Consider the following 15,382-nt stretch of genomic DNA (forward strand, 5'->3'; position numbering starts at 1 on the left):
TCATCCTTAACCGATAATGGCGGGTTGAGCCGAAAAAACGCGTCCGAGGTCTTTAAAGTTTTCCAACACACGCCCCGTTCCCATAACAACGCAACGGAGTGGGTCGGCGGCCACGTGCACCACAATGCCGGTTTCATGGCTAATGAGCGTATCCAGACCACGCAGCAGTGCCCCACCCCCTGCCAGCATGATCCCGCGATCAACAATATCTGCAGCCAACTCGGGGGGGGTTCGCTCAAGGGTGCGCTTAATGGCCTCGATAATCACGAGTAACGGCTCCGCCATGCTTTCGCGGATTTCTTCGGATTTGACCACTACGGTACGCGGTAGCCCTGACAGCTGATGCAGGCCACGTACTTCCATCGCTTCAGAGTCGTAACTGTCGTTGGGGTAGGCAGAGCCAATGCGGATTTTGATGTCTTCGGCGGTGCGCTCGCCAATGATCAGGTTGTGAACTTTTTTCAGGTATTGGACAATTGCCTCGGAAATTTCATCGCCGGCCACACGGACGGACTCACTGAGTACAGTGCCTTGCAAGCTGAGAACGGCAACTTCTGTGGTGCCACCGCCAATATCCACAATCATGTTACCGGTGGGTTCCTCGACCGGCAGACCGGCACCAAAGGCAGCGGCCACTGGCTCATCAATGAGATATACCTCACGAGCACCTGCGCCTCGAGCGGCATCTTCAATGGCACGCCGTTCAACCCCGGTCACGCCACTGGGGATGCCAATCACCACCCGGGGGGCAAAGAGATTCTTGCCGCCGTGGACTTGGCGCATGAAGTGTTTGAGCATTAACTCGGCACGTTCAAAGTCGGCAATCACCCCGTCGCGCAGGGGGCGCACGGCGACCACATTTCCGGGGGTACGCCCTAGCATCCGTTTGGCTTCGGTACCTACAGCCAAGGCTTGCTTACTATTTTGGTCAATAGCCACCACCGACGGCTCTTCTAAGACTACCCCGCGACCAGAAACGTAAACTAGTGTATTGGCTGTCCCTAAATCAATGCCAATATCCCGTGATAGCCGACTAAATATTCCCACAATGGTACACCTCTTCTATTGAACGCGCTAATTCTAACAGGATTGTTACCAAGACGTGTGATGGCAAGATTGTATTACGTTTTGTTGGGAAAATTGCCGCGGGTCAACTGCCTCCAAAGACTGTTTCAGGCTATCCATGAAAATACTGGTGGGCATAAAACTGGGCATAGCGAGAGGGGCTGGCCATGAGTTCGTGGTGAGTACCGGATTCAATGACGCGCCCTTGCTCAATCACCAGAATGCGATCGGCGCGGCGCACGGTGGCAAGGCGATGGGCAATGATAAATACGGTTCGACCTTTCATGGCACGCTCAAGGGCATCTTGTACTAAGGCTTCGGATTCGGAGTCAAGGGCAGAGGTGGCTTCATCTAAAATTAAGATGCGTGGATCGGCATAGACGGCACGGGCGATCGCCAACCGTTGCCGCTGCCCCCCGGATAAGTTCACCCCGCGCTCCCCTACCCACGTTTGGTACCCATCGGGAAACGTCGAAATAAAGTCATGGGCATTGGCAATTTTTGCCGCTTCAATGAGTAGGTCATGATCCGTTTGATTGTGACCAAAGGCAATATTGTCGGCAATGGTGCCCGAAAAGAGGATGGTTTCTTGGGGGACAATGCCAATCTGTTGCCGCAAACTTTTTAGGGTAACGGTTTTAACATCAATGCCATCCACCAGTACTGTACCAGCTTGGGGATCGTAAAAGCGGGGTAGAAGGTTGACAATGGTGGATTTACCCGCGCCAGAGTGCCCCACCAAGGCAATTACCTCTCCCGGAAAGGCCATCAAGCTAAAGTGCTGCAGCACCTGTTGTCCGGGCTGATAGGCAAAGGTAATGTCGCGGTACTCGACTTTTCCGGAAATAGCGGGTAAGGGTTGGGCATTGGTGGCCTCTTTGATGGTCGGCTCGATCGCCAGTAGGCCAAAACTGCGATCTACGGAGGCTTGCGCCACCTTCAGTTCGTTGTAGTCGGTTGAAACCATATTAATGGGTTCCATCAGCAGCGCTACCGCCGCCACAAAACTAAGGAATTCAGGACCGGTGAGGTGGCCAGCGTTGATTTGCCATGCCCCAAGGATAAATAGCAGCATGATGCTCAAGGCTTCGAGAAACCCAATCACGGGATACTGCATGGCTTTGATGCGATCGGCGCGGTAACGGGCACGGCGGTTTTTGTCCGCTTGCTGCTCAAACTGTTGCACTGCATAGTCTTCGGCGGCAAAGGCTTTGATTAGACGGATCCCGGAAAAGACCTCGGTTAAATGGGAGGCTAAACTGGCAATTCGATCTTGACTCAGCCGCGACTGGCGCATGAGGCGATTGCCAAACCAACCAATGAGAAAGGTCATCAACGGGGCAATGATCATGGTGCCTAGGGTTAGTTGCCAGTTGAGCAAAAACATGTAGCCAATGACGGCAATGGTGGTTAGGGCTGAGGGCAGGAGGCGATGAAAGCTGCGGTTAATGACCTCACCAATGCGATCTACATCTTCGGTGAGCCGATAGGTGAGATCCCCGGTGGCAGCGGTTTCAAAATAGTCCACTCCTAAGCGGTGCAGGTGCCGGTAGAGGCGAAGGCGAATATCATAGACAATGCGCAGAGAAATATCGGCCATTAAGACATCCTGGCCAAACTGGCAAACGCTGCGACCAATAAACAACAGTGAGGAGGCGGCACACCACTGGATCAGCCCCCGGAGATCTCCTGCACCAATGAGTTTGGCTGCTTGGCCAATGAGGTAGGCGATCGCCGGCATGGTGGAGACATAGCCCAAGGTACAGAGGAAGGCCACTGCCAACCGTCGCCGATGGGGAAGGATGTAGGGAAACAGCGGACGGTAGCTGGCATTCCAGAGCATGGGGCTATTTTCCAATGCAAAAACGGCTAAAGATTTGTTCTAACACGGATTCAGTCACATCTTCCCCCGTCAGTGTGCCCAAGGCGCGTACCGCTGCGTGCAGGTCAATGGTCCAAAAATCGAGGGGCAGTTGCTCATCAATGGCCTGTAATACATGGGTTAATGAATGCTGAACGTGTTGCAGTAGGGCGGCTTGGCGTTGATTGAGGGCAAACTCTAAGTTGGCAGCGTGCAGGTTATGGCCGTGCACTAAGTCTAAGATCGCTGTTTCTAGATGGTTGATGCCGGTTTGGGTAAGGGCAGACAGGAACACTGTGGGAATGGGTGCCATGGGTAGGTGCAGATCATGGCAGTTCGCCGCAGCGGGCAGTAAATCCTCTTTGTTGGCAACCATGAGGACAGCGTTGGGGGACTGTTGGCGGCGCTCAGCTAACTTTAACTGATCGTAGATCTCCTGATCCGCTGCGGTCCACCCTTGGCTGGCATCTAGGACAAATAGAACAATGTCGGCACTCAAGGCGGCTTGGCGCGATCGCTCCACACCAAGCTGCTCCACCACGTTCTCTGTGACTCGAATTCCGGCTGTGTCAAGTACCTGAATGGGAATCCCCCCCACGACCAACTGCGACTCGACAATATCGCGGGTCGTACCTGGCAAGTCGGTGACAATGGCGCGATCGCAGCGACTCCACGCATTCAGCAGACTAGATTTCCCCACGTTGGGGCGACCGACGATGGCCACCTTCAACCCCGTGCGCAGGAGTTGGCCGCCCTCTGCGGTTGCTAACAATTGCTCTACTTGGCGTTGTACGTGATGGATTTGCTCAGCAATGGCACCAGCGTCAAGCGGTGGCAGGTCATCGGCAAAGTCAAGGCGGGCCTCAATGTCAGCCAGTAGCGCTAAACAGGTCTGGCGAAGTTGTTTGAGGGGGCGGGCAAGTTTCCCCTCCAACCCGGCAAGGGCAATTCGTGCAGCGGCTGTGGATTGCGCTGCTACGAGCTCAGCAACACTTTCGGCTTGGGTGAGATCCAGCCGACCGTTCAAAAAGGCTCGCAGGGTAAACTCCCCRGGCTCCGCTAAGCGTGCTCCCGCCGCGACACAGAGTTGTACAACCCGCTGTACGGGAATCATGCCGCCGTGGCAATGAAACTCCACAACATCTTCGCGGGTATAGGAGCGGGGTGCCAACATTAGCAGCAGCAGGGCTTCATCCACCTGCTCCTGAGTCATTGGATCCCGAATATGGCCGTAGAGAATGCGATGGGAGTCCCACGGCTGTTTACCGGGGGCGACAAATAAACACCGAGCGATCGCAACCGCTTTGGCGCCTGAGAGACGAACAATGCCGATACTCCCTTGCTGGGGCACAATAGCCGTGGCGATCGCTACAATGGTGTCACTGAGAGGCAGCACAAAGGGCGCGCAATAGAACTCCTAGAGATTCATTTCCGCCGCTTGCACTTTCTCCACCTGTTTCTTCTTCAGAACCAAGAGGATTTGCGAGAGGGTAATGGCGGCAAAGAAGACTAGTAACCACTTAATCCGGTTGGGGTCTTGCAGCACAATTTCGGTATCCTTCTGACCAAACCCTCCCACATTCGGGTTGGTGGTAAGAGCCTCCCCTGCCGCAACGGCTTGACCTTCACTAACGATGAGCTCTGGCCCTGGGGGAACGGTTTCAGTAACGGTGTCACCACTGTCCGCGGTAATGACCACGGCACTGCTGCCATCCCCATTGGTACTGATGCTGGTAATGGTACCCGCGATCGGTGCAGTAAAGACATTGTTATTGCTCTTTTCGCCCGTGGGATAAATCTGACCGCGGCCGCGGTTCCCCCCCGCATGCACAGAGTACTTGCCAAAGTGGATGGACTTGTCATTGGCGGGGTTGGGAGCTAGCACCGGAAAGACAATTTCTTGGTACTGCTCACCCGGCAGCGGGCCAACCAAGATAATGTTCTGCTTATCCTCGCTGTAGGGCTGGTAGAACACACCGCTGGTTTTGGCCTTGAGGTCTTCAGGAATGCGATCCGGAGGGGCAATGGTGAAGCCTTCAGGCAGCATCAACACTGCTCCAACATTTAAGCCTCCTTTAGACCCATCCCCCAACACCTGCTGCACACTGGTGTCGTAGGGGATTTTGACCACCGCTTCAAAGACCGAATCAGGGGTTACCGCCTGGGGCACTTCCACGTCAGTGGGTTTAGCCGCTAGGTGGCAGTTGGCACAAACAATCCGCCCTGTGGCTTCACGGGGGCTGTCATAGCCCTGCTGCGCGTAGAACGGGTAGGCATCGGCGCGGGGTGCCCACAGCAATAAACTGGCGGCAAGGGCGATCGCCAGTGTGCAAGATTGCAAGAAACGTTTCATACCACTCCCTAAGTCTTTTAAGTCCACCACGGTTCTTTACCCGTGCGAAAATCGGTGTCTGTCCATACCGAAAAGACAAGTTTGTCGTCTTCGGTAATGCTCGTGTTGACCAAGGCCAACGAGAGGGGAGCCGGACCGCGCACTACTTTGCCGGTGCTATCGTACTGCGAACCATGGCAGGGGCAAATGAATTTATTTTCACTGACGTTCCAAGGCACCACGCAGCCAAGGTGGGTGCAAACGGCGTTGAGACCGTAGTTAGCAATTTGGTGATCCTCGGTAATGATGATGTAGGTGGGATCCCCTTTAATGCCCTGGGCGAGGGAGCGATCGCCCGCAATATGCTTACTCAGATAGTCAGATACCTTAATATCATTGCCCAAGGCATCCTTGGCGACAACGCCACCCCCCGTGCCGCCACTGGAGGGCGGAATGAAGTACTTCACAACCGGATACAACGCTCCCAACGCTGTACCAGTGATGGTACCAAAGGTCAGGAGGTTCATAAACTGCCGTCGCCCCATATCGGGCACATCAGACATTCCAGAAACTTGAGCCATGGTTTACGCTTATTTACTAAGGAATCGAAATAGACAGCCGTAAAATAATTACGTTTGTTAACTATTATCACACTCCCGCCGATCGAATGCCGATCAATTCCGCAAACATTACCCTTTAGGTTTTTGCTGCTGGCGATGACTCTCCTCACTGGCGAAGCACTGCACGCTCTACTGTTACGCAAATGGGGGCGCTCCTTCGATCTACAGTTCCGCCGCGCCGGCGATCGCATTTTCCTGCAGGTGATGTGGCGCTACCTTGAGCAAGCCTCCTACCCCGATAGCCCCGAAGATTATGCTGCTCATTTGGCGGCGATCGCCCAGCATCTCAACGATTGGGGCTGCACCGAGCAGGTGTGCCACTACCTCGAAACAACCCGCGAAAAACCCCGCCTTGGGAAAGCCGTGAGTATTCCCCTTGAACTGGGAACCCGCATCATCGAATGGCTGGAGTAGGTCGAGCTGGCTTGGCCGTATAAGTTTGAAAAAATGTTAAAAATGTTAAAAAGGATTGCGATGATGTGAGACATGTCCCCGCTATGCCTGAGAATGTTTGCGGAAGGTTACGTCAGCCCTAGGGGGGCAGTGCCACAGCCAACCTCGCAGGAGGTCAGTGGTTACCGTAGCATTCCGATGGCAGATGCCACATTATCAAGCCCCTTGTTTTACAATTCCAACTTTGGAGGAACTCAATGAGCGTCGTCACGAAATCGATCGTGAATGCTGATGCCGAGGCCCGTTACCTCAGCCCCGGCGAACTGGATCGCATCAAAAGCTTTGTCAGTACTGGTGAGCGTCGTCTGCGCATTGCCCAAACCCTGACGGAAAACCGCGAGCGGATTGTTAAGCAAGCTGGCGATCAACTGTTCCAAAAACGTCCTGATGTGGTCTCCCCCGGTGGCAATGCCTACGGTGAAGAAATGACCGCCACCTGTCTGCGCGACCTTGACTACTACCTGCGGTTAGTCACCTACGGTATCGTTGCTGGCGATGTGACCCCCATCGAAGAAATTGGCTTGGTGGGCGTGCGGGAAATGTACAACTCCTTGGGCACCCCCATTCCGGCGGTTGCAGAAGGGGTACGGGCGATGAAAAACGTTGCTGCCTCCTTGCTCTCTGCTGAAGATGCTGCCGAAGCTGGTTCTTACTTTGACTTCGTCATTGGGGCCATGCAGTAGGTCTCGTGCGCTTGAACTGTATCCATCACTAGAAAATCTTCTGAGGAAAACGAACCATGCAAGACGCGATTACCGCTGTCATCAACTCGTCTGACGTTCAGGGCAAATACCTTGATACCGCTGCTCTGGAAAAACTGAAAGCCTACTTCGCCACTGGCGAGCTGCGCGTTCGTGCAGCCACGGTGATCAGTGCTAACGCGGCTGGTATCGTCAAAGAAGCTGTAGCCAAGTCGCTGCTGTACTCTGACATCACCCGCCCCGGTGGCAACATGTACACCACCCGTCGTTATGCCGCCTGTATCCGCGACCTTGACTACTACCTCCGCTATGCCACCTATGCGATGCTGGCAGGTGATCCCTCGATTCTCGATGAGCGGGTACTCAATGGTCTGAAAGAGACCTACAACTCCTTGGGTGTGCCTATTGCTGCCACCGTGCAAGCCATCCAAGCCATGAAAGAAGTTACCGCCAGCTTGGTGGGTGCCGATGCCGGTAAGGAAATGGGCATCTACTTCGACTACATCTGCTCTGGTTTAAGCTAATTACGGCTCTCCAGTAGCACGCCTGTCTGGGAGTTAGGGGTTAGGGTGTCAGCCTGTCATGGCAATTCTGCTTAAACAGTCTGATTCTGGCCTTTAGCTCCCAGACGTGTAATCACCCTACGCAGATTTGGAGTCACTGATCCCATGCGCATGTTCAAAATCACCGCCTGCGTTCCGAGCCAGACTCGCATTCGTACGCAGCGCGAGTTACAGAATACCTACTTCACGAAGCTGGTGCCCTACGAAAACTGGTTCCGCGAGCAGCAACGCATCCAGAAAATGGGTGGCAAAATTGTGAAAGTGGAGCTTTCGACCGGTAAGCCGGGCATCAACACGGGTCTGGCCTAAACTTGCCCCTTGCCCACGCCTAGTAGAGACTTCACCGCTAGGATAGTCATCTGAGCAGTGCAAAACATTGCTTTGACGATCATCACAGCGGTGGAGTTTTTGCTTTTTATGATGCAGTCAACACCACTGAGAACTATTGATGGGTTTGCGCCATTGGCTCCTCAGCTATGCCATTGATGGCTTACCACGCTCCCTTGTGGCGTTTGTCATTAGCTTCGGGGCGATCGCCGGTTTGGATGTGGCCGTGAATCGCCTTTTAGTTATTCTCAGTGCCTATCATCCCGGCCTTGCACACCTCTTAGGCAGCTCTAGTGTTGAGATGGATATTGGCTTTGCCCCAGAGGTATGGCTAGCGGTCATTGGCCTGACCCTTGGCACCCTGATTATTGTCATTTCCATTGCAGCTCAAAACATTCCTAAAATTACCGAGCTGTACCTGAATGATTGGATCAGCCTTATTTATGTCTGGTGCCTAGCCCTCAGTGGTGCCCATATTCTCTACGTTAACGTGTTGTGGGATCTCGGTGCCCATCCCGTTGGTAGCACGCTGCTGAATCTCTATGGGTTACTTCCCCTTGCGATTATTACGGCTCTACCCTATATCTTCTACATTCTCAAGTCCATTCAACCAGAAAGTGTTGTGCAGCAGATCTATCAACGCCAACATCACTTTATGACACGGTTAAAAGGGGTCTTAGGGCAGCAGCAGTATCAACCGCGACTGGTGCGGCGTAGCCAATCCTACTTAATCGAAGGGCTAAACCAACTGGATGCTCTGCTCACCTACGTTGCCTTTCGCGGGCCGCAAGCAGAAATTATTGAGGCGATGAGTGGCTTACTACAGCACTATATTTGCCTAAAGCAGAGCTATACGCCCTATTTTTTTCGCCTCAGTAGCTCTGTGGCGGCTGATATTTCCTTCAAGACGATGTTTGATCAGTTTAAGCAAATTGAAGAGCAGCATAGTTTCTATGAACAAAAATGCTTTCGCCTTTTGGGCAATGCCTACGTCCGCTTTCTAGAGGAAAACGAGTTTAATTTAGCCTCACTGTGTGGCTCAGAAATGTGTGCGATCGCCCAAGCCATTCTCAACGAAGGTGATGATGATCTGCTGGAGTTAATGGTTATTCGCTTTAATACGATGCTGCGGTTCACCATCAAGCACGGTAACCGCCATAATGAAGCCCGTAACCTGTACAATCTTGCCTTTCATTATCGCCGATTCATTGAAAGTTTAGTGTATTATCGCCGCCCTTACATTGTCCAAAAAAGTGTGCACTATCTGCGGCAGTATGGCAATGAAATTTACCAGCTTGCCCACCATAGCCCTGCCCTTTTCTTTATTGTTGATGTGTTTGCAGCTGAGCTAAAGAAAATTTTGATTCTTGTGAACGAAGAGGAGTGGGATGAGGCGCTGCAACTAGAATTGCTTGAAGAAATGCTGCGCCTTGACAACCCACCAGAGTTGAGTCAGCCCCAAAATGGCGATCGCCCCAGCAGTAAAAGTACTGGTGTGAGACTGTTACAAATGGGCTTGGCCTTATTTTATCTAGAGCGGCAGCAGCTACGCCTAGCAGAGCGCATCGTGGCCGATATTGTTGAAGATGCGAGTATTCTTGGCACCGAAACCTTTAGGCGGGCGTTTTTACAAAACTGCGATCGCCTGCGGCAGGCCCAACCTAAGTTTTGGGAAGATACCGATCGCGGCAACGTCAACCTTTACTACTGCCCCCATACCCAGCAGCTACCCACCCTACAAGCCTTAGTCAACCGCGCCCTTGCAACACCTCCCCCTAGTAGCCCCATCGATTCTGAGGGTTGAGGCTCATCCAGCCCATGTTTTGCAGCTGGAAGCTCCCCGTTCACAGCGTCCTCGGAGCGCCAGTTGGCATAGGCAAGGGGCGTGATTTGCTATACACTGCGACTTGGCGCAAGCCGAGGGGAGCATTACGAGGACTCAGTCATGGGCAAAATGATTCTAGTGACGCTTATCGGTAGTCTGTCTCTGGGAATTGCGTCTAGGGCTACTGCTGAAAACCCGGCTCATGTGCGCCAATTGCTACAGACGCGCCAGTGCCCCAACTGCGACCTGCGGGGGGCGAATTTGATGGATACCAATCTCTTTAAGGCAAATTTGGCGGGGGCAAATTTGGAAGGTGCTTACCTTGCTGGGGTAAACCTGTTTGGGGCGAACCTGCAAAATGCCAACCTCAGCCGTGCCAGCTTTTACCTTGCTATTTTGGTGAATGCCGACCTATCGGGTGCCCAGTTAGTGGGGACACGCCTGACGCTGAGCAATTTGGTGAACGCCAACCTTGCGGGTGCCAACCTTGAAAACGCGGTGCTGAAAGGGGCAAACATGATTGATGTTAACCTCAGCGGCGCTAATTTGAAGGGTGCCGACCTAGATCGCGCCAACCTCAGCGGTGCCAATCTCAGTCAGACCCTGTTTGATGAATCAAGGCAGCCCTAGGCAGTGGTTGCTCCATCTTGAAGGACGGCGCTGAGGCGAGACTGATCCCAACCCCGCAGGTGCAGGATTTGCCAAGTCACCATTAAGTCTGGGCCGTGTACCGCACCCGTTAAGGCGGCTCGCAGCGATCGCATCACCGCACCTTTTTTTACCCCCAGTGCCTTGGTGGTCTGCTGCACAAGGTGTTGACCGAGTTCCACACTAAAAGAGGTTTGTTGGCTCAGTTGGCTGGCAATGGCAGCAATAATTTCGGTGCTTTGGGGTTGCGCCAGTTGTGTGGTTGCCTCGCTATCTAGCGTCACCTCAGGGACAAAAAACAGCGCTGCTTGGGACACGGCCTCCTGTAGCGTATTCAAGCTGGGTTGCAAGAGTTCTGCTAGCAGTAGCAGCCACGGGCGATCGCCTTGGGGGTCAAAGGTGTAGCCTGCCTCTTGCCAAAAGGGAATCAACATCTGCAACAGAGACTCACGATCCAGTTGTTGAATGTACTGACGATTCAGCCAGTTCAATTTATCCCAGTCGAACTTAGCCCCCGCTTTGTTAATGCGCTCAAAACTAAAGTGCTGCGCTGCTACCTCTAGGCTAAACAGCTCGCCAATACCCTCTGGGGGAGACCAGCCCAGCAGGGTCATATAGTTCACCATGGCGGGKGCGAGATAGCCCATGGCACGAAATTCTGAGATAGAGGTCACCCCATCTCGCTTAGACAGCTTTTGACCCGTTTGGTTCAAGATCAAAGGGGTATGGGCAAAGGTTGGCGGTGGTGCCCCCAACGCTTCGTACAGTAGAAGTTGCTTTGGCGTGTTGCCAATGTGATCTTCACCGCGAATCACATCGGTGATCCCCATGGCAATGTCATCCACAACCACCACTAAGTTATAGAGGGGGTAACCAATCTCCCCGCGGGGTGCCGCCCGGGCAATGACCATGTCACCGCCTAGATCCGCACCTTGCCATGACACCAGCCCCCGCACTCGATCCTGCCATTGGATAACCCGATCATCGTCAATTTTGAAGCGGATCACTGGCATCCGTCCTTCTGCATCAAAGGCAGCCTGCTGCTCAGGGGTTAAGTGGCGGTGGCGGTTATCGTAGCGAGGCGCTACCCCCTTTGCCTTTTGCTCTGCCCGTAGGGCATCGAGTTCTGCGGGGGTGCAGTAGCAATAGTAGGCGTAGCCTTGGTCGAGGAGAGATTGAATCGCCGTACGGTAATGCGCGAGGCGATCGCTCTGAAAGATGGGGCCTTCATCCCACTGCAAGCCTAGCCACTGCAGGCCATCGAGAATATTTTGGGTATAGGCGGGGTGAGAGCGCTCGCGATCGGTATCTTCCACCCGCAGTATAAAGGTTCCCCCCTCATGGCGAGCATAGAGCCAGTTAAACACGGCGGTGCGTGCTGTGCCAATGTGGAGATGTCCCGTAGGACTAGGTGCTAAGCGAACCCGAACTGTCACGGCTAACCTCAAGACCACGTGCCTTTTTGATCCTATCAGTACCGTGCACAGCCCTTAGGACTTGTGCCACACCGCGTCTTAGCGTCTGCCAAATCAAGGCGGTAAGATAGGGGTGACATACCTTTAGATGGCTTGGGAGTGCTGGTATGGCTCGCTGGACCGTGTGGGCAGTTCTGGGGATGGCGATCGCCAGTGTAGAGATTGTGCAGCCACGGACAAGTCACGCGGCATCCGTAACCGAAGTGGCTCGCATTGCCAAAAATATCACCGTCCTCATTGAGGGCAAGGGCAGCCATGGCTCTGGTATTTTACTCAAGCGCAGCGGCAATACCTATACCATCCTCACCGCGCACCACGTTGTCGAAAAGCCCGGCGAGTATGCGGTCAAAACCGCTGATGGCCAGCGCCATACCATTAAACCCAACTCCATTCGACCATTGCCGGGGGTTGATCTAGCAACCCTAGAAATTGAAACCAACCGGGAGTATGCCCTAGCCACCCTCGGCAACTCTACGGAGGCCATTGAAGGCATGACCGTTTTTGTGGCTGGGTTTCCCTCCCAAAGTGCCTCCGTTCTCGGTGGCATTTACCAATTTACGGAGGGGCGACTTACCGCCAATGCCTCACGCCCGATCCAAGATGGGTATGCATTGGTCTATAGCAATGCCACTCTGCCGGGGATGAGCGGTGGGCCTGTGCTGGATGAAAATGGCCGACTCATTGGGGTGCACGGCAGCGGCGATGTCGCCTCGACCCTGATTCAAGAGGGCAGCAAGACCAATAGTGTGTTTGTGAAGCGGGGCTTTAACTTAGGGATTCCCATCAACACCTACGTCAGCCTTGCTACACCACCCTCCTTGCCTAGAACCGGCGGTTCACCGGCGATCGCCACTGCAAACACCCCCCCCAGTTTGCCCATGAAGCCAGCGGACTACTTCCTAGCCGCTGAAGCTCGCTTTCAGAAAAAAGACTTTGCTGGGGCTGTCGAAGCCTACACTCAGGCGATCGCCCTGAATCCCAACTACGCCGAAGCCTACCTTGGCCGTGCCGTTGCCCAGTTTTTTGCCCTTGTACCCAACCAAGACTTTACCCAACTGGGCGAAGAGCTGGGGGTTAAACACCTCAGCCGCCTCACCCAAGGCAACCCCATCCTCAAAGATGCCTTTCCACCGAACCCACCAACCCCCCTGCTAGAAACCTTTAGCCGCAATGTCGCCCAGCGACCCGGAACCCTACAGCAGGATATTGCCAAAGCCATAGCGTTGAACCCCAGCTATGCGGAAGCCTATGGTGTCAGTAGCTTTTTGAATTTGCTGCTGGGTAACTTTGGCAACGCAGTCGCCGATATTGATCGCAGTCTAGCCATTAGCCCCAATAACAATGATCTTCAAGTCATTCGCTCCTTGGCACTCTTTTTAAGTGGTGATTTTCGCCAAAGCATTCCTGCCTTTGATCAGCTGATTGCCGCCAACCCCAATAGCACCGACTACCATTTGCTCCGAGGTGTCGCCGCCTTTTTGATGGGCGACTATGCCCTCAGCCGCCCGAGTTGGGCAGCGCTAGCGCGGCTCACCCCCAACGATCCGATGCCCTTTGCCGTACGCGGAGTCACCTACCTGCTGGAAGAAAACCCGCGGGCAAGCTTGCCGGATCTGCGCCAAGCGGCGGAGTTGTATCGCCGCCAAGGCAATCGCGAATCCTATGAAGAATTGATGAGTGTGATTCGTGAGATTGAACGCCTCTAGGGCTACCATAACTGCACAATTGCCAGGACAACCAGCCATAAGGAACAACCCACGGTGGACAGCCCCATAGAGCAACGGAAAGCAGAGCACCTCCAGCTTTGTATGAGTGATGATGTAGCCGCCAAGGAGAGCACCACAGGGCTGGAGCGCTACCGTTTTCGCCACTGCGCCCTGCCGGAACTGGACTTTGCCGATATTGACCTGCGGGTCACCTTCTTAGGGTGGCCCCTGGCGGCTCCCCTCCTGATTTCCTCCATGACCGGCGGCACCCCCGACGCTGGGGAAATTAACCGACGGCTAGCACGGGTTGCCCAACAGATTGGCATTCCCATGGGGGTAGGGTCACAGCGGGTTATGCTGGAGCAACCCCAGGTGCGCGACACCTTTGCGATTCGCCAAGACGCCCCAACCATCCCCCTCTTGGCAAATTTAGGGGCAGTGCAGTTGAACTATGGCTGTGGGGTGGCAGAGTGCCAAAAAATTGTTGAGATGCTGGAAGCGAATGCCTTGATCTTGCACTTAAATCCCCTGCAGGAGGCGGTGCAAACCGAGGGCGATCGCAACTTTAAGGGGCTACTGCCGAAAATTGCCATGCTCTGCCAGACCTTACCCGTCCCCATCATCGTTAAAGAGGTAGGGAATGGCATCAGTGGTGAGGTGGCACAGCGGCTCATAGACGTAGGGGTTGCTGCCATTGATGTTGCTGGCGCTGGCGGTACCTCTTGGGCGAAAGTGGAAGCTGCCCGTGCTCACGATCAACGGCAACGCTACCTCGGCCAAGCCTTTGGAGAATGGGGTATTCCCACAGCGACCTGTATTGAGCAAATTCGTGCTAGGTTGCCGCAGGTTCCCCTGATTGCCTCTGGTGGGCTACAGCACGGAACTGATGTGGCCAAGGTCTTAGCCTTAGGAGCGAATCTAGCGGGTTTGGCACGACCCTTTTTGCAAGCTGCCCACCAATCAGAGAACGCTCTTTACGAACGCATTGAGCTAATTTTGGCTGAGTTAAAAACCATCTTGTTTTGTACGGGGAACCAGAGTATTGCCCACCTGCAGCAACGCCCTTGCCTTGAGCGTTGCTAGCGAGGCTCTTCCAAAACGGCTCGTAGCCACGGGGGCGGATCCGGAATGGGGTTGCCAAGGCGCTCTAGAAGTGTCCATGCCAAAATGTGGACAACCAAGGCATAGACCGTGGACTGCAAAAAGACAAGCAGCAGCGCAACCACTTGGATAAGGGTGACCGTTGGTTCCAGCATTAGATTGAGGTTCACCAGTACCCAATCGATAAAATTTGTTACCTGTTGATTAAAGTAAATCCACAGGTTCTCTCCTAAAAGGATTGAGACTAGCGTAATTTGAAARAAAAMCCCCGCCGTGCCGATCGCCGCCCCACTCAGGATAGACCGTCCCCAGCCTTGTTGTTTTGCCCAGCAGCCGCCAAAGATCACCCCCATGATGCCGTGGGGCAGCAAAAATTGCAGACTGCGCGGCGGCCCCATCAACACCGACAACAGCAGCGCACTGACGATGGCGGCCATCCATGCGGCACGCCGCCCCCAGCGTAGATACACCAAGGCAATGGGGATGGGGAAAAAGAGGCGCAGCACCGGACCGACCGGCAGATAAAAGTTAATCACCCACATCAAGGCAGCGGTACTCGCCAGAAAGGCAGTTTCAGTAATGACCAAGGTACGCTGTACCTGCGATCGCCCTAGGGCTTGAGCGTGCTCATGGGAAGCGATGGGGGGCACTGCCGGAAAATCATCATCCAAGGGATCGGTGGGTTTCATCCAAAGGTGTCGTCAG

At 54.1% G+C, this 15,382-nt stretch carries 15 protein-coding genes; 8 read left to right on the forward strand and 7 right to left on the reverse strand.

From position 1 onward, the window contains the following. Positions 1-6: 6 nt before the first annotated feature. The 5 genes from L5220_RS10080 to petC all read right to left on the reverse strand — a co-directional run bounded on the left by L5220_RS10080 (position 7) and on the right by petC (position 5,839). Positions 7-1,047 carry a rod shape-determining protein gene (locus L5220_RS10080; protein ID WP_448515341.1) on the reverse strand — a complete coding sequence of 347 codons (1,041 nt, stop codon included), beginning with the start codon at positions 1,045-1,047 and terminating at the stop codon, positions 7-9. 130 nt (positions 1,048-1,177) lie between these two features. Further along, positions 1,178-2,908, reverse strand: coding sequence for an ABC transporter ATP-binding protein (locus L5220_RS10085; RefSeq protein ID WP_499573377.1), 1,731 nt, complete (start codon positions 2,906-2,908; stop codon positions 1,178-1,180). A 4-nt stretch (positions 2,909-2,912) separates the two neighbouring features. Continuing rightward, positions 2,913-4,319: a tRNA uridine-5-carboxymethylaminomethyl(34) synthesis GTPase MnmE gene (gene mnmE / locus L5220_RS10090; RefSeq protein ID WP_448527358.1), complete on the reverse strand. Its 1,407-nt coding sequence runs from the start codon at positions 4,317-4,319 to the stop codon at positions 2,913-2,915. Positions 4,320-4,343: 24 nt separating this feature from the next. Beyond that, entirely contained in the window at positions 4,344-5,279 is a 936-nt protein-coding gene (petA, locus tag L5220_RS10095; protein ID WP_099799240.1) for a cytochrome f, read from the reverse strand. 17 nt (positions 5,280-5,296) lie between these two features. Next, the gene (gene petC / locus L5220_RS10100) at positions 5,297-5,839 is read right to left on the reverse strand and encodes a cytochrome b6-f complex iron-sulfur subunit (RefSeq protein WP_448526026.1); all 543 of its coding nucleotides are present in this window, start codon (positions 5,837-5,839) and stop codon (positions 5,297-5,299) included. 135 nt (positions 5,840-5,974) lie between these two features. Between petC and L5220_RS10105 the strand changes: the two genes are divergently transcribed. The 6 genes from L5220_RS10105 (at position 5,975) to L5220_RS10130 (ending at position 10,377) form a co-directional block, all read left to right on the forward strand. Then, positions 5,975-6,292, forward strand: a complete 318-nt coding sequence (locus L5220_RS10105) for a DUF3067 family protein (protein ID WP_099799242.1) — start codon at positions 5,975-5,977, stop codon at positions 6,290-6,292. A 236-nt stretch (positions 6,293-6,528) separates the two neighbouring features. Then, on the forward strand, positions 6,529-7,014 hold the full coding sequence (gene apcA / locus L5220_RS10110) for an allophycocyanin subunit alpha (protein ID WP_099799243.1): 486 nt from the start codon (positions 6,529-6,531) through the stop codon (positions 7,012-7,014). A gap of 56 nt (positions 7,015-7,070) precedes the next feature. Further along, positions 7,071-7,556 carry an allophycocyanin subunit beta gene (gene apcB, locus L5220_RS10115; RefSeq protein WP_099799244.1) on the forward strand — a complete coding sequence of 162 codons (486 nt, stop codon included), beginning with the start codon at positions 7,071-7,073 and terminating at the stop codon, positions 7,554-7,556. A gap of 144 nt (positions 7,557-7,700) precedes the next feature. After that, positions 7,701-7,904 carry a phycobilisome linker polypeptide gene (locus L5220_RS10120; RefSeq protein WP_099799245.1) on the forward strand — a complete coding sequence of 68 codons (204 nt, stop codon included), beginning with the start codon at positions 7,701-7,703 and terminating at the stop codon, positions 7,902-7,904. A gap of 139 nt (positions 7,905-8,043) precedes the next feature. Beyond that, positions 8,044-9,726, forward strand: coding sequence for a hypothetical protein (locus L5220_RS10125; RefSeq protein ID WP_448527338.1), 1,683 nt, complete (start codon positions 8,044-8,046; stop codon positions 9,724-9,726). A gap of 141 nt (positions 9,727-9,867) precedes the next feature. Beyond that, positions 9,868-10,377, forward strand: coding sequence for a pentapeptide repeat-containing protein (locus tag L5220_RS10130; protein ID WP_499573381.1), 510 nt, complete (start codon positions 9,868-9,870; stop codon positions 10,375-10,377). Here L5220_RS10130 and gltX read toward each other — a convergent pair. Further along, complete coding sequence (gene gltX / locus L5220_RS10135) at positions 10,374-11,831, reverse strand: glutamate--tRNA ligase (RefSeq protein WP_448527339.1); 1,458 nt, start codon at positions 11,829-11,831, stop codon at positions 10,374-10,376. The two genes, L5220_RS10130 and gltX, sit on opposite strands and share 4 nt — an antisense overlap. 146 nt (positions 11,832-11,977) lie before the next feature. Between gltX and L5220_RS10140 the strand changes: the two genes are divergently transcribed. Then, a complete protein-coding gene (locus L5220_RS10140; protein WP_499573383.1) occupies positions 11,978-13,576 on the forward strand; it encodes a trypsin-like peptidase domain-containing protein in 1,599 nt (532 codons plus the stop codon). Between the two features lie 54 nt (positions 13,577-13,630). Continuing rightward, positions 13,631-14,659 carry a type 2 isopentenyl-diphosphate Delta-isomerase gene (gene fni / locus L5220_RS10145; RefSeq protein WP_227517353.1) on the forward strand — a complete coding sequence of 343 codons (1,029 nt, stop codon included), beginning with the start codon at positions 13,631-13,633 and terminating at the stop codon, positions 14,657-14,659. On the opposite strand, the gene L5220_RS10150 is transcribed toward fni, so the two are convergent. Next, positions 14,656-15,366, reverse strand: a complete 711-nt coding sequence (locus L5220_RS10150) for a DUF2232 domain-containing protein (protein WP_499498791.1) — start codon at positions 15,364-15,366, stop codon at positions 14,656-14,658. The two genes, fni and L5220_RS10150, sit on opposite strands and share 4 nt — an antisense overlap. Positions 15,367-15,382 lie beyond the last annotated feature (16 nt).

It is taken from the genome of Synechococcus sp. PCC 6716, assembly GCF_022570815.1.
Classification (GTDB): domain Bacteria; phylum Cyanobacteriota; class Cyanobacteriia; order Thermosynechococcales; family Thermosynechococcaceae; genus Thermosynechococcus; species Thermosynechococcus lividus.

Bases quoted from the DNA above. Each gene is read 5' to 3' on its own strand.
- L5220_RS10085 (WP_499573377.1), bottom strand. From the start codon at position 2,908: ATGCTCTGGAATGCCAGCTACCGTCCGCTGTTTCCCTACATCCTTCCC.
- petA (WP_099799240.1), bottom strand. From the start codon at position 5,279: ATGAAACGTTTCTTGCAATCTTGCACACTGGCGATCGCCCTTGCCGCC.
- petC (WP_448526026.1), bottom strand. From the start codon at position 5,839: ATGGCTCAAGTTTCTGGAATGTCTGATGTGCCCGATATGGGGCGACGG.
- L5220_RS10105 (WP_099799242.1), top strand. From the start codon at position 5,975: ATGACTCTCCTCACTGGCGAAGCACTGCACGCTCTACTGTTACGCAAA.
- apcA (WP_099799243.1), top strand. From the start codon at position 6,529: ATGAGCGTCGTCACGAAATCGATCGTGAATGCTGATGCCGAGGCCCGT.
- apcB (WP_099799244.1), top strand. From the start codon at position 7,071: ATGCAAGACGCGATTACCGCTGTCATCAACTCGTCTGACGTTCAGGGC.
- L5220_RS10120 (WP_099799245.1), top strand. From the start codon at position 7,701: ATGCGCATGTTCAAAATCACCGCCTGCGTTCCGAGCCAGACTCGCATT.
- L5220_RS10125 (WP_448527338.1), top strand. From the start codon at position 8,044: ATGGGTTTGCGCCATTGGCTCCTCAGCTATGCCATTGATGGCTTACCA.
- L5220_RS10130 (WP_499573381.1), top strand. From the start codon at position 9,868: ATGGGCAAAATGATTCTAGTGACGCTTATCGGTAGTCTGTCTCTGGGA.
- L5220_RS10140 (WP_499573383.1), top strand. From the start codon at position 11,978: ATGGCTCGCTGGACCGTGTGGGCAGTTCTGGGGATGGCGATCGCCAGT.